This is a genomic window from Pseudomonas fluorescens, from assembly GCF_000802965.1.
GTDB lineage: Bacteria > Pseudomonadota > Gammaproteobacteria > Pseudomonadales > Pseudomonadaceae > Aquipseudomonas > Aquipseudomonas fluorescens_A.
In genome coordinates this window covers 57,842-71,403 of the sequence record NZ_JSAK01000036.1, presented here as the reverse complement: position 1 = coordinate 71,403, position 13,562 = coordinate 57,842, and the positions used below count along the sequence as shown (strand labels likewise).

Sequence of the window (13,562 nt, the reverse complement as noted above, 5' to 3'; positions counted from 1 at the left end):
GAGCCAATAGCAACGCAATAAAAAAGAGGCCCTCGAAGGGCCTCTTTTTTTACGCTCGGGTCTTCATATTTTGCCGAGTAACAACAAAATCAGTATCACCACCAACACCACGCCGATAATACCGGACGGGCCATAACCCCAACTTCTGGAGTGCGGGAAGACCGGTAAACCACCGATCAGTAACAGGATCAAAATGATGAGAAGAATTGTGCCCATGTCTATTTCCTTGCTGTAAGAATTCAGGAATGACCCAGTCTTTATCGGTCAGCGGGAATGCAATTAATTCGAGCTGCTTAAAACTTCCGACTGCCGCGCAAGGAAGAAAATTCCAAGTTTTTTTAATGTTTTTCGAACAAAGCGTTATTTCGTTTCGACTGGCATTAGTTATGGGCGACGCTTCCAGGGTTTGCTCGTCCCATTCAGCAATCTGATGGAGCGTGGGTCGGGCAATATCCTTCGCTACACTCGACGCATCTTCCCCGGAACAACAAGGCTGTTTGCTATGCAAAATCGCATGATGATCACTGGTGCGGGCTCTGGCCTGGGTCGCGAAATCGCGCTGCGCTGGGCGCGTGAAGGCTGGCAACTGGCTTTGTCGGACGTCAGCGAGCCCGGCCTGCAGGAAACCCTGAAACTGGTACGCGAAGCCGGCGGCGACGGTTTTATCCAGCGCTGCGATGTGCGCGACTACAGCCAACTGACGGCGTTCGCCCAGGCGTGCGAAGTGAAACTTGGCGGTATTGATGTCATCGTCAATAACGCGGGCGTGGCGTCGGGCGGTTTCTTCAGCGAACTGTCCCTGGAAGACTGGGACTGGCAGATCGCAATCAACCTGATGGGCGTGGTCAAGGGCTGCAAGGCCTTCCTGCCGTTGCTGGAAAAGAGCAAAGGCAAGATCATCAACATCGCGTCGATGGCCGCGCTGATGCAAGGCCCGGCCATGAGCAACTACAACGTGGCCAAGGCCGGTGTGGTCGCGTTGTCCGAAAGCTTGCTGATCGAACTGGCGCAACAGGAAGTGGGCGTGCACGTGGTTTGCCCGTCGTTCTTCCAGACCAATCTGCTCGACTCGTTCCGCGGCCCGACCCCGGCCATGAAAGCCCAGGTCGGCAAGTTGCTGGAGAGTTCGCCAATCAGCGCAGCGGACATCGCCGACTACATCTATCAGCAGGTCGCTGCCGGCGAGTTCATGATTCTGCCCCACGAACAGGGCCGCATGGCTTGGGCGCTGAAACAGAAAAACCCGCAACTGCTCTACAACGAAATGACCTTGATGGCCGACAAAATGCGCGCCAAGGCCAAACAAACCGCAGGCTGACCTTGCCCGCACGCAACACCGTCGTTAGGGTGGCCGCAACTGGCCATCCTCGCGAGACGTTTGCATGCTCAACTACTTGTGGTTTTTCCTCGCCGCGCTGTTTGAAATCGCCGGTTGCTTCGCCTTCTGGATGTGGCTGCGCCAGGGCAAAAGCGTCTGCTGGGTGGCGCCGGCACTGCTCAGCCTGACCCTGTTTGCGCTGTTGCTCACCCGCGTCGAAGCGAGCTACGCCGGTCGCGCCTATGCCGCCTACGGTGGCATCTACATCATTGCCTCGATTGGCTGGCTGGCGGTGGTCGAGCGGATTCGACCGCTGGGTTCGGACTGGATCGGTGTGGCCCTGTGCGTGATCGGTGCGAGCGTCATCCTGTTCGGCCCGAGGTTTTCCGCATCCTGAAGGATCGGTCCTTCATTTGACCGACTTGTCAGACGTTTCCGTCAGCAGTGATGCCTCTGGGTTGTCAGACTGGTCTGGATTGTTGCTGCTGTCTTGAAGGGCGGTTGTGTGCCGGGCATCTTCAAGGTCCGGTATCCCTGAAGGACAGAAGCCATGCTTGTACTCAGCCGCGTTGTGGGCGAATTGATCTCCATCGGTGACGACATTTCAATCCGCGTTGTTGGCGTCAACGGAGGAAACGTGCGCTTTGGCGTCGAAGCGCCGAAGAACGTCTATGTGCACCGCTCCGAGATCTACGAGCGAATCCAGCGCAAACTGGCCCGGCAGAAAAAATCAGTCGAATAGATGCTTGGGCACATCATGCTTGAGCATCAATTGGCATTGCTCGCTTTCCGGGTCGAAGACAATCAATGCCTGGCCCTTGGTCAATGCCTGGCGCACGCGCAGGACACGGGTTTCCAGCGGCGTGTCATCACCGTTGTCGGTGCCGTCACGGGTGACGAAATCTTCGATCAGGCGGGTCAGGGTGTCGACTTCAAGTTGGTCGTGGGGGATGAGCATAGGCACCTCGAATCAATCAATGGCGCGATGCTACGGCGAATGGTTGGTTGCGGCTAGCCTTTGGGTTCTATGTCGTTTGATCTGACGCCATCGCGGGCAAGCCCGCTCCCACAGATTTTGCGCCGATCACAAAATCCCTGATCGACGGGTAACCTGTGGAGCGGGCTTGCCCGCGATGGCGTCAGACCAGCCGATGAAAATTCAGGATCAGCTGTCGTTGCGCTGACCTACAAGGCTGTCCACCGAAGGCACCCGCGTATCGCTTTCCATCTGGGTTTCGTGTTCGATCTGGTGACTGAACCGGTCCAGCGATCCTTTGGCCGGTTGCGCATCGCTGGCGAATACCGGAGGGCTGAGAATGTAGGCGCCGAGCAGGCGACTGAGGGCCGCGAGGCTGTCGATGTGGGTACGCTCGTAGCCGTGGGTGGCGTCGCAGCCGAAGGCGAGCAGGGCGGTGCGGATGTCATGACCTGCGGTGACCGCCGAGTGCGCGTCGCTGAAGTAATAACGGAACAGGTCGCGACGTACCGGCAACTCGTTATCACTGGCCAGACGCAACAGATGTCGCGACAAGTGATAGTCATACGGCCCGCCTGAGTCTTGCATGGCAATGCTGACGGCGTGCTCGCTGGAGTGTTGGCCGGGGGCGACCGGTGCGATGTCGATGCCGACGAATTCGCTGACATCCCAAGGCAGTGCCGCTGCCGCGCCGCTACCGGTTTCCTCGGTGATGGTGAACAGCGGATGGCAGTCGATCAGCAATTCTTCACCGCTGTCGACGATGGCTTTCAACGCTGCCAGCAGCGCCGCGACACCGGCCTTGTCGTCGAGGTGACGGGCGCTGATGTGGCCGCTTTCGGTGAACTCCGGCAGCGGGTCGAAGGCGACGAAATCGCCGACGCTGATTCCCAGGGAATCGCAATCGGCGCGAGTTGCGCAGTAGGCATCCAGACGCAATTCAACGTGATCCCAACTGATCGGCATTTCATCCACGGCGGTATTGAACGCGTGCCCGGAGGCCATCAATGGCAACACGCTGCCACGGATCACGCCGTTGTCGGTGAACAGGCTGACGCGGCTGCCCTCGGCAAAACGGCTGGACCAGCATCCCACCGGCGCCAGGGTCAGTCGGCCGTTATCTTTCACCGCGCGCACGGCGGCGCCGATGGTGTCGAGGTGCGCGGAGACGGCGCGGTCCGGGCTGTTCTTCTTGCCCTTGAGGGTGGCGCGAATGGTCCCGCGCCGGGTCATTTCGAAGGGGATGCCCAATTCTTCGAGGCGTTCGGCAACGTAACGCACGATGGTGTCGGTGAACCCGGTAGGGCTGGGAATGGCGAGCATTTCCAGTAGGACTTTTTGCAGGTAAGTCAGGTCCGGTTCTGGGTATTGGCGGGTCATGGAAACTCCTGATGAGTGAAGAGCATCGATGGTTTCGATGAGTGAGATCGTTGTCGTCTGTTCAGCCGCCATCGCGAGCAGGCTCGCTCCTACATTGGACCGCTGATCCTCCGTAGGAGCTGGCTTGCCAGCGATGGCGGTCATCCAGGCGCTACATCACTAGGAAACAACCGGCTGGCTATGCGGAAACAACAAATCCACAAACCGCTCAGCCGTCGGCTGTGGCTCATGGTTGGCCAGTCCGGCGCGTTCATTGGCTTCGATAAAAACGTACTCCGGTTGATCGGCGGCAGACACCATCAGGTCGAGTCCCACCACGGGAATATCCAGTGCCCGCGCCGCGCGCACGGCGGCATCCACCAGCGTCGGATGGAGAATCGCGGTGACGTCTTCGAGAATCCCGCCGGTGTGCAGATTCGCCGTCCGCCGTACGAACAGATGCTCGCCGGCCGGCAGAATGCTGCTGTAGTCGTAATTGGCGGATTGCAAGGTGCGTTCGGTTTCGTGGTCCAGCGGGATTTTGCTTTCGCCACCGGTGGCTGCCTGCCGACGACGGCTCTGGGCTTCGATCAATGCGCCAATCGAGTGCTGACCATCGCCGACTACTTCCGCAGGGCGACGGATCGCAGCCGCGACCACTTCAAAACCAATCACCAGAATTCGCAGGTCGAGGCCTTCGTGGAAGCTTTCCAGCAACACCCGGCCGTCGAACTGGCGCGCAGCTTCGATGGCGTGCTGGACGTCTTCGATGGTTTGCAAATCCACCGCCACGCCTTGCCCTTGCTCGCCGTCCAGCGGTTTGACCACGACGCGTTGGTGCTCGTCGAGAAACGCCAGATTGTCATCGGCATTGCCCGCCAGTTGCTGCGACGGCAGGTTCAGCCCCGCGGCCTTGAGTACTTTGTGGGTCAGGCTTTTGTCCTGGCACAGGCTCATGCTGATAGCACTGGTCAGGTCACTGAGGGACTCGCGACAACGCACCCGGCGCCCGCCATGACTCAGGGTAAACATCCCGGCGTCGGCGTCGTCGACCTGTACATCGATGCCCCGGCGCAACGCTTCCTCGACGATGATCCGCGCATAGGGATTGAACTCGGCTTCTGGGCCTGGCCCGAGAAACAGCGGCTGATTGATGCCGTTCTTGCGCTTGATGGCGAACGTCGAGAGGTTGCGAAAACCGAGCTTGGCGTAAAGATTTTTTGCCTGGCGGTTGTCATGCAACACCGACAGATCGAGGTAACTCAGCCCGCGACTCATGAAGTGTTCGATCAAATGCCGCACCAGCACTTCACCGACGCCCGGTCGAGAACAATGCGGATCGACCGCCAGGCACCACAGGCTGCTGCCGTTCTCCGGATCATTAAAAGCCTTGTGATGGTTGAGTCCCATGACACTGCCGATGACCGCGCCGCTGTCCTCGTCCTCGGCCAGCCAGTACACCGGGCCGCCGGAGTGTCGCGGAGTCAGCAACGTGGCATCGATCGGCAGCATGCCGCGAGCCTGGTACAGCTGGTTGATCGCGTTCCAGTCGGCGTCACTCTGGGCACGACGGATGCGAAAGCCGCGAAACACCCGGGTGGCCTGACGGTAATCGCTGAACCACAGGCGCAAGGTGTCCGACGGATCGAGGAACAATTGGGTCGGCTCCAGCCCCAGCACTTGCTGGGGCGCGGCGACATACAGGGCAATGTCGCGCTCACCGGGTTGTTCGTTGAGCAACTCCTGGGCGAGGCTGGCCGCATCAGCAAAAGTGTGGCCGATCAGCAACCGGCCCCAGCCGCAATGCACCGCAATCGGCGCCGCGCCCAGCGTGCTGCCGTCTTCGGCCAGGCGCGCCTGCAATCGTTCATAAGAGGGCGTCTGACCGCGCAACAAGCGTTGGTTGATCGCCGTGGCGTGAGGTTTCATCGATCAGATTCCTTGTTCACTGAGCCACAGGTTCATGGCCGCCAATTGCCACAGCTTGGAGCCGCGCAGCGGGGTCAACTGACCTTGCGGGTCGGTCAGCAGGCGGTCGAGCATCGCCGGGTTGAAGAGGCCGCGATCCTGACTCGGATCGAGCAACAGTTCACGCACCCAGTTCAGCGTTTCGCCTTGCAAGTGCTTGAGGCCCGGCACCGGGAAATAACCTTTCTTGCGGTCGATCACTTCGCTTGGAATGACCAGGCGCGCCGCTTCTTTCAACACTTGTTTGCCGCCGTCGGGCAGTTTGAATTTGCCCGGAATGCGGGCCGACAATTCCACCAGTCGATAGTCGAGAAACGGCGTACGCGCTTCCAGACCCCAAGCCATAGTCATGTTGTCGACGCGTTTGACCGGGTCATCCACCAGCATCACCGTGCTGTCCAGGCGCAGGGCTTTGTCTACCGCTGCGTCGGCGCCGGGTTGTGCGAAATGCTCTTTGACGAAGTCACCGGCAGCGTCATTGGCGGTCAGCCATTTCGGTTGCACGGTGGCCGCGTAATCGTCGTAGGAGCGGTCGAAAAACGCCTCGCGATAAGCCGCGTACGGATCGCTCGCACCGTCCACTTGCGGATACCAGTGATAGCCGGCGAACAGTTCGTCTGCCCCTTGGCCGCTTTGCACCACTTTGCAGTGCTTGGCCACTTCACGGGACAGCAGATAAAAGGCGATGCAGTCATGACTGACCATCGGCTCGCTCATGGCGCGGAACGCGGCGGGCAGTTGCTCGATGATCTCTTTTTCGTCGATGCGCAATTGATGGTGATGGGTGCCGTAGTGTTTGGCGATCAGGTCCGAATACTGGAACTCGTCACCGCGCTCGCCGCCGGCATCCTGGAAACCGATGGAGAAGGTCGAGAGGTTTTCCACGCCGACCTCACGCAACAGACCGACCAACATGCTTGAATCGACACCACCGGAAAGCAATACACCCACATCGACCGCCGCACGCTGACGAATCGCCACCGCGTCGCGGGTGCTGTCGAGTACGCGATCACGCCAGTCTTCGAGTGTCAGATTTTTCTCGTCAGCGTGTGGGCCGTAGGGCAGGGTCCACCAGGTTTTCTGCTCGGTGCGGCCATCCGCGTCGATGCGCATCCAGGTGGCCGGCGGCAGTTTTTCGATGCCTGCCAGCAAGGTGCGTGGTGCAGGGACGACCGCGTGAAAATTCAGATAGTGATTGAGCGCCACCGGGTCGAGGATCGGGTTGATGTCGCCGCCCTTCAGCAATGCTGGCAGCGCTGAGGCAAAGCGCAGGCGCTCACCGGTGCGCGACAGGTACAGCGGCTTCACGCCGAGACGGTCACGGGCGATGAACAGGCTTTGCGTGTCGCGCTGCCAGATGGCGAAGGCGAACATGCCGTTGAGTTTTGGCAGCAGCGCTTCACCCCAGGCGTGAAAGCCTTTGAGCAGCACTTCGGTGTCACCACCGGAATAGAAGGCGTAACCCAGGCTTTCCAGCTCAGTGCGCAATTCCGGGAAGTTGTAGATCGCGCCGTTGAAGGCCAGGGACAAGCCCAATTGCTGGTCGATCATCGGCTGCGCCGAGCCGTCCGACAGGTCCATGATTTTCAGGCGTCGATGGCCCAGGGCAATCGGACCCTGGCTATGGAAACCCCATGCATCAGGGCCACGGGGCGCCAGGTGATGGGTGATTCGTTCAATGGCTGCAAGGTCTGCAGGTTGATTGTCAAAACGTAACTCGCCAGCTAATCCGCACATAAATTCCTTACCGGTTTTTCCGTTGGGGAGGGTCAATCGATTCCGCGCCAAAATGGCGGGTACTCAGAAACTGACCCGCCTCGGTAGTGGGAGTTTTAGAACGATCAGTTATAAGCGCGAACGGCTATGGCGCAGGCCAATAGCAGAACGTGCTCAATTGAGTGCGGTAGATAGTTATCTCAAACATGTAGATTTCTGCTGTGTTGCCCATGAATCCGTGCAGGAATTCGCGTTATTTTCCCAAGCGCCAACTGGTTAAGGTGACTGCTCGAATCTGCAATAAGGAGATTGCTGATGGCTACCACCGAGACCACACCCGAGACCGTTGTGCCGTTGACTCAGGAAAAGAAGCTGGCCGCGTTGCTCGACGCCACGGGCGATCTGGACACCGCCCAGGTGCTTGAAAAAACCTTGCCAACATGGCTGGCCCAAGCCAAACCCGAAATGATCGGGGCGCTGGATAAAACCCTTCGTGAATTTCAACTCTGTCAGGCGAAAGTCGATACGAACCTGCGCAAGTTGCAGCCGCTGAAAGTGTTTTGCATCGAGGCGCTGACCTTGGCCCTCGGTGCCAAATGGCCAGCCCGTTTCGATGTCGAAAACGACCACCTGGAGTTGCCCGGCGCTGATTGCGGCTGCAGCGATACGCCGCCGTCATCGGGTGCGACCCAGGCAGTGCCTGCGGCTACTCACAGCTTGCTGGAAGCGGCCATGCAGAACTTAACCGAGGATGAAGCGGCGACCGATGGTTTTCCCGCGGGCAGCGTTGTGCGGATGACCAGTGCACCGGCCGGCGTCGCCGAGCTAACGCCGCAAGCCTTTGCCACGTTTTGCCGCGAGCTGGATCTGGAGAAACGCTATCAGGAGCATTTCCAGGACGTTTTCGGCCTGACCAGCCGGGATGGCAAAGTGGTCGCCACCGGTGCCCAAGTGCCTGACATCAAGCAGCTCAAACGCCTGTTGATGTTGATGGACACCCACATGGCGTTGATGAAAGGTCATATCGACGAGGCGATCTACAAGGCCCTGCTGACCATGTTCGGGCCCGAGACCGGCCACACTCTACAGGCGTCAACTCTGGTTCACGGCGCCAAAACGCTGATCATGCAGGGCATTGAAATACACAACTGCTGCGTGTGGGGCGTGGTGGTGTTTTCCGTGCGCTCTGTCGAGGAATACCCCGACGAGTGGTGTCTGGTTTACATGCCGGGTGAACCCCATCGGCCTCTTTACGAATACTCGAAGTTGCTGACTTCAAGCAATACCTGACCCTCAAGCTCAGCGTCGGCAGATACAAGGACTACTTCGCCCACAGCATCGATGAAGACGACAAAGCGGATTTTTTTGCCACGTTCGATGAGACCCGCAGCCTGGGGTTTATCAAGCAACTGCCAATCACCACATCACTTTTCGATTTCATGCTTCAGAGCCAAGTGGGCAAGTTGCAGGTCGACGCCAGGAAACTGGCCGTGCCCACTGCCGATGTCGATGAAGACGCCCGTCAAAAGCGCTTGCTCAAGTATCTCGACCTCGGTTTGACCCTTGGTACGGTTGCGGGGCTTTTCGTTCCGGTGGCCCGAGAGTTGATTGATGGGGCGTCGAGTGTCGAACGCTTGCACCTGAGAGCGACCGGGCGAGTACCCATGGAATTGGCGCAGAACATTCGCGCGGCATCGGCTGAGGTACGTCTGGACCGGGCGCTCGCCGGGTTTTACTTGCCGGCGATTGCCGGGGCCGACAGTGAAAAACTTGGCATTCAGTTTCTCAGTCGCTTGACTGGCTGGAACCACAACATCCGACTGGAACTGCGGGAGAACGCACCCAAAGGCAAGCTTCTTGAGAGCGTTGGCAAGGACACCAGCGATACGGCGCTCAAGTGCATTGTCGTCAAGTCGGGGAAAAGCTACAGGCCATTCGGCAGCGACGGCAAATCTCTAGGGTCCGCTTCAACGGGGCCGAACGGTCTCTTTGATGCAATCATCACGGCGATACCGTCACCGCAGCGTCTTGCTTTCGGCTTCACGGAAACCGGCGATGGTGGGCGTCTGCGTGCTCGTTTGCTGGGCAAAGTCATCGAGGAGCGGACGGAGGCTAGGCAATTCCTGTCCACCGGTACGATAGAACCTGCACCCACAGAGACGGGTTGTACTCTAGGCGATTCCCCTGTCGCTGCCACCAATCACTCGAAGCGATTGGTGCGCAAGGTCAGGAAACTCTATCCGCTGTTCTCCGAGATTACTGCCGGCACATTTCTCGATGAATTGGGCAGTGATCATTTGGCCCGGGCGAATGCGGTCAAACAGCTTCAGCAGCAGCTGACGCAGTTACGCACGCTGCTTGAGACGTGGAGTATCGATGAAGCTGACTGGAAGGATGTGGGCGGCGAGCGCGGCGAATACCTGCGTAGCCGCAGCCAAGTGGCGGAGATCATCGAGGACAGCTGGCGACGTTTGTACAGCGTGCTCAACGATGGGACTTCGAGCCTGAAGCTGGACGGCATGCGGATTGGAAAACTGCCGATCCTGCCAGCCGAAATCTCCTTCGACCATGTAAGCCGTCTATCGCTGAAGAACATGGCGTTGGGTAACGACGTCGCCTATTTCATTAAAGCGTTCAAGAAGGTTGAGTCCATTCAGCTCGACAACAACAAGCTCACATTGCTGCCGGAGGTTTTGTCGTTGATGCCCGGTCTCAAGCAACTCAGTCTGGAGAAAAACCAGATAAAACTGACGGAACAGACACTGCTAAAGCTCTCCAACCTGCGCACACTCGAAACCTTGAACCTGGGCTATAACCCGCTCGGTGCTACACCGGACGTGAGCAAAATGTTCGATCTGCGTTTCCTCTCTGTGCGCGAAACCCGCGCCACGGAGTTGCCCAAAGGGCTGTCGCGTCTGCCCAATCTGGATCGTGTGGACCTGCGCGACAATGACATCAAGGACTTGCCAGACTGGCTGTTCAGCAGTCCGCGCCGTTTCAGCGAGACGATCAATTTGCGACACAACTCTCTGTCGGATACGAGCCTCACCCGGCTCAAGGAGTATCGCGACAGCGTGGGTACCGGCATGGGCTACCTTGAGGACGACATCACACGCCTGAACGAACAGGCTGCACGGTCGCTTTGGTTGCCGGAAAGTGCTGGCGAGACATTTAACAAGCGAAACGCGATCTGGACCGCACTCAAGGACGATCCGCAGACCGATGGGCTGTTTCGGTTGCTGTCGGAACTGATTCATACCGCCGATTCCGAACACGTGCAGGAGGACATGACCCTTCGTGTCTGGCGGGTATTGGAAGCGGCCGAGGGCAATTCAGCGCTGCGAGAACACGTACTGGAACTGGCGGCCAACCCGATCAACTGCACGGATTCGGCGGCATTGAATTTCAGCCATCTGGAAGTGGCGGTGGAGATCGACAGGGTGATCAATCCTGCTGGCGGCAAGCAATCGACGGCGGCGCCGCTGCTGAAATTGGCCCGTGGCCTGTTTCGCCTGGATCAACTGGACCGCATCGCCCAGGAACATATCAAGGACAACCCGAAAGTCGACCCCCTGGAAGTAAGCCTGGCCTATCGAACGGGGCTGGCGAAGCATTTCGAGTTGCCCGGTCAGCCACGGCACATGCGCTATGCGTCTCTCAGTGGTGTCACTCGAACAGCTCTGGACACGGCGCAAACTCGAGTGACATCCGCAGAACTGTCACCCGAACTCCTGAAGTTCTTGGTAAAGCAGCCTTTTTGGACCGATTACCTGAAGCGCAATCACCCACGTCAATTCGTTTCAGTCGACGAAACATTCTCGGCAAAGATCGAGGCGGTATTCGATAAGGCCGACAGACTCACCACCGGTAGCTACCTCACTCAACTCAACGTGATCAAGGTTGCCAAAGAGGACGCCGAAAATGCGGTTCTGGAACGCTTGACCAACGATGCCTTGAGACTGGTTGATTTGGGGCTCTGTGCTGTTCCGGGCGATTGAGTGACCGGGGCTACTTGCCCCGGATCAAGCGCCGCAAGGCAAACCGGTTGGGATGACAGGCTTCGGCGACGCTTCTGGGCAGGGGCAGGGGCTCGTTATCCAGCCAGGCCGCCAGCAGTTCTCCGGACAGCGGCGCCGTGATCAGGCCGCGTGAGCCGTGGCCACTGTTGACGTACAAACCGTCAAGCCAGGGGCATTCGACGTCCGGCACCTGTCGGGCGTCCTTGCTCAGTGCGGCATAGGCCTGGGCGAAGGCTTGATGGTCAGCCAAGGGCCCGACGATGGGCAGGTAGTCGGGGCTGGTGCAACGAAAGGCTGCGCGTCCTTCAAGGTGTTCCGGTTCAAGTTCATTCGCCTGCAGGCGTATGACCAGGTCGTGGGAAATCTCCTCAAGCATGGCCAGATTGCCCAAGTGTTCGGCCGTGGTCGGGGTCAGGTCGTCGCTCTTGAAATCGAAGCTGGCCCCCAAGGTGTGTTCGCCCAGGCGCGCGGGGGCGACATAACCTTCGGCGCAAACCACCGTGTTCAGCGCCTGGCTTTGCGCTGTTTGTGTCAGACGAGTGATTTGCCCGCGTATGCGCTTGAGCGGTAGCTCGGCACTTTCGGAAAAGCGCTGGATCTCGGCGGCGCCGGCCAGCACCACCACCGGTGCGCTGGCGAGCAAGCGTTCGCCGTCCCAGGCTTGCCACTGGCCATCGGCCTTGCGCAGTTCGAGCACATCGTGGTGCGCGAGCACTTGGATCTGTGGGTGCGCAGCCTGCCATTGGCACAACGCCGGTGGATGGACCCAGCCACCTTCCGGGAAATACAGGCCGCCGTGGGTCAGTCCGATTCCGGCCCGGGCTTGTGCCTGGGGTTGATCCAGCAGGTGCAGCAAGTCCTCGGGAAACGCCGCCGCCAATTGCATCTGACGTTCGGCTTCCTTGGCATTGAACGCCAATTGCAGCACGCCGCAATCGTCCCAGTCGATGCCCCGTTGCAAGTGTTCGAGTTGGCGTCGGGTGTAGCCGAAGCCGCTGACGATCATTTGCGATAGCGCCGTGCCGTGGGCTGATAATTTGAGATAAAGCACGCCCTGAGGATTGCCCGAGGCTTCCTGGGCGATGGCCGAGTGTCGCTCCAGCACGCTCACCTGCCAGCCCCGCGCAGCGAGGCTGGCGGCGCTGGCGCAACCGGCGAGACCGGCACCGATCACCAGGGCGCGGCGTTCACCGGTCAGCGGCGCAGGTCGGGCGAACCAGGGTTTGTCGGGAGCGGGGACCGGAACGTCTGACGGCCAGCCTAGGAATTCGCCGCGCAGGATTTCCCATTTATGGCCGATGCCCGGCGTGCGTTTCATCTTGAAACCGGCGGCGTTCAGCAGGCGCCGAACCCAACCGGTGCTGGTAAAGGTGCTGATGGTCGAGCCGGGTGCGGCCAATCGCGCCAACTCGGCAAACAGTTCAGCCGTCCACATGTCCGGATTTTTCGCCGGGGCAAATCCGTCGAGTAACCAGGCATCGATTTGTGCATCGAGTTGCGGCAACTGCTCCAGTGCATCACCGATCAGCAGCGTCAGGGTGACCCGGCCGTCGGCCAGTGTCAGGCGTTGGAAACCTTGGTGAATGGCCACGTATTGCGCCAGTAACTGATCGGCAAACGCTTTGAGTTCCGGCCACAGCGCCAGGGCACGCTGCAGGTCGGCGGGGCTCAATGGGTATTTTTCGACACTGACAAAATGCATCCGCGCGCCGGCTGCTGCATGTTGCTCGAACACCTGCCAGGCGCACAGAAAGTTCAGCCCCGTGCCGAAGCCTGTTTCGCCGATGACCAGACGTCCGCCCTGTGGCAGTGCGGCGAAGCGTTCGGCCAAACGGTTCTGCTCAATGAATACGTAGCGGGTTTCGTCCAGCCCCGATTTATCGGAGAAATACACATCGTCGAACACGCGCGAATGCGGTCGACCCTGGTCGTCCCAGTCGAGCTGGGCGTGGGGCATTACAGGTTTCATGGCAGGCTCGGCAACGGCAAGGCGGCCATTCTAGCCGATCACGGGGGCGGTGCCTGATCCGCCTTTGTGGCGAGGGTGCTTGCTCCCGCTCGGGTGCGAAGCAGCCGCAACGTTTTTTGGGGACGGCTGCGCTGTCCTGCGGGAGCAAGCTCCCTCGCCACGAGTTTCTCGGCGGCTTTAAAAATTGGATTTCTCCAACGATGCAGAGGTCAATCCGCTAGTCTTGCTCACATCTGG

General features: G+C 59.3%; 11 protein-coding genes. 5 read left to right on the top strand and 6 right to left on the bottom strand.

The genetic code is table 11. The features are described 5' to 3' along the window. Window positions 1–63 precede the first annotated feature (63 nt). Window positions 64–222, bottom strand: coding sequence for a DUF3309 family protein (locus NL64_RS29880; RefSeq protein WP_170948722.1), 159 nt, complete (start codon window positions 220–222; stop codon window positions 64–66). Between the two features lie 280 nt (window positions 223–502). Here NL64_RS29880 and NL64_RS26630 point away from each other — a divergent pair, with 280 nt between their 5' ends. From NL64_RS26630 to csrA, 3 genes are all read left to right on the top strand, one after another. Then, a complete protein-coding gene (locus NL64_RS26630; RefSeq protein ID WP_034151048.1) occupies window positions 503–1,318 on the top strand; it encodes an SDR family oxidoreductase in 816 nt (271 codons plus the stop codon). A gap of 64 nt (window positions 1,319–1,382) precedes the next feature. Then, a complete protein-coding gene (locus NL64_RS26625) occupies window positions 1,383–1,715 on the top strand; it encodes a YnfA family protein (protein ID WP_034151047.1) in 333 nt (110 codons plus the stop codon). A 153-nt stretch (window positions 1,716–1,868) separates the two neighbouring features. Beyond that, window positions 1,869–2,060: a carbon storage regulator CsrA gene (gene csrA / locus NL64_RS26620; protein ID WP_034151046.1), complete on the top strand. Its 192-nt coding sequence runs from the start codon at window positions 1,869–1,871 to the stop codon at window positions 2,058–2,060. Here csrA and NL64_RS26615 read toward each other — a convergent pair. The 4 genes from NL64_RS26615 to NL64_RS26600 all read right to left on the bottom strand — a co-directional run bounded on the left by NL64_RS26615 (window position 2,049) and on the right by NL64_RS26600 (window position 7,358). Continuing rightward, window positions 2,049–2,276, bottom strand: a complete 228-nt coding sequence (locus NL64_RS26615) for a YheU family protein (protein WP_003199186.1) — start codon at window positions 2,274–2,276, stop codon at window positions 2,049–2,051. The two genes, csrA and NL64_RS26615, sit on opposite strands and share 12 nt — an antisense overlap. A 207-nt stretch (window positions 2,277–2,483) precedes the next feature. Next, the gene (locus NL64_RS26610; RefSeq protein ID WP_034151045.1) at window positions 2,484–3,674 is read right to left on the bottom strand and encodes an osmoprotectant NAGGN system M42 family peptidase; all 1,191 of its coding nucleotides are present in this window, start codon (window positions 3,672–3,674) and stop codon (window positions 2,484–2,486) included. Between the two features lie 159 nt (window positions 3,675–3,833). Beyond that, on the bottom strand, window positions 3,834–5,582 hold the full coding sequence (gene ngg, locus NL64_RS26605) for an N-acetylglutaminylglutamine synthetase (protein WP_034151044.1): 1,749 nt from the start codon (window positions 5,580–5,582) through the stop codon (window positions 3,834–3,836). 3 nt (window positions 5,583–5,585) lie between these two features. Then, complete coding sequence (locus tag NL64_RS26600) at window positions 5,586–7,358, bottom strand: N-acetylglutaminylglutamine amidotransferase (RefSeq protein WP_034151043.1); 1,773 nt, start codon at window positions 7,356–7,358, stop codon at window positions 5,586–5,588. A 294-nt stretch (window positions 7,359–7,652) separates the two neighbouring features. On the opposite strand from NL64_RS26600, the gene NL64_RS30750 reads away from it, so the two are divergent. Continuing rightward, window positions 7,653–8,627, top strand: a complete 975-nt coding sequence (locus NL64_RS30750; RefSeq protein ID WP_052321315.1) for a dermonecrotic toxin domain-containing protein — start codon at window positions 7,653–7,655, stop codon at window positions 8,625–8,627. Window positions 8,628–8,827: 200 nt separating this feature from the next. Further along, a complete protein-coding gene (locus NL64_RS29875; RefSeq protein ID WP_253277115.1) occupies window positions 8,828–11,335 on the top strand; it encodes an NEL-type E3 ubiquitin ligase domain-containing protein in 2,508 nt (835 codons plus the stop codon). Between the two features lie 10 nt (window positions 11,336–11,345). Here NL64_RS29875 and mnmC read toward each other — a convergent pair whose 3' ends face one another. Next, on the bottom strand, window positions 11,346–13,325 hold the full coding sequence (gene mnmC, locus NL64_RS26590) for a bifunctional tRNA (5-methylaminomethyl-2-thiouridine)(34)-methyltransferase MnmD/FAD-dependent 5-carboxymethylaminomethyl-2-thiouridine(34) oxidoreductase MnmC (RefSeq protein ID WP_034151042.1): 1,980 nt from the start codon (window positions 13,323–13,325) through the stop codon (window positions 11,346–11,348). Window positions 13,326–13,562: the final 237 nt, after the last annotated feature.

Coding starts and splice junctions, on each gene's coding strand:
- csrA (WP_034151046.1), top strand. CDS start 1,869: ATGCTTGTACTCAGCCGCGTTGTGGGCGAATTGATCTCCATCGGTGAC.
- ngg (WP_034151044.1), bottom strand. CDS start 5,582: ATGAAACCTCACGCCACGGCGATCAACCAACGCTTGTTGCGCGGTCAG.
- NL64_RS26600 (WP_034151043.1), bottom strand. CDS start 7,358: ATGTGCGGATTAGCTGGCGAGTTACGTTTTGACAATCAACCTGCAGAC.
- mnmC (WP_034151042.1), bottom strand. CDS start 13,325: ATGAAACCTGTAATGCCCCACGCCCAGCTCGACTGGGACGACCAGGGT.
- NL64_RS30750 (WP_052321315.1), top strand. CDS start 7,653: ATGGCTACCACCGAGACCACACCCGAGACCGTTGTGCCGTTGACTCAG.
- NL64_RS26625 (WP_034151047.1), top strand. CDS start 1,383: ATGCTCAACTACTTGTGGTTTTTCCTCGCCGCGCTGTTTGAAATCGCC.
- NL64_RS26610 (WP_034151045.1), bottom strand. CDS start 3,674: ATGACCCGCCAATACCCAGAACCGGACCTGACTTACCTGCAAAAAGTC.
- NL64_RS26630 (WP_034151048.1), top strand. CDS start 503: ATGCAAAATCGCATGATGATCACTGGTGCGGGCTCTGGCCTGGGTCGC.
- NL64_RS26615 (WP_003199186.1), bottom strand. CDS start 2,276: ATGCTCATCCCCCACGACCAACTTGAAGTCGACACCCTGACCCGCCTG.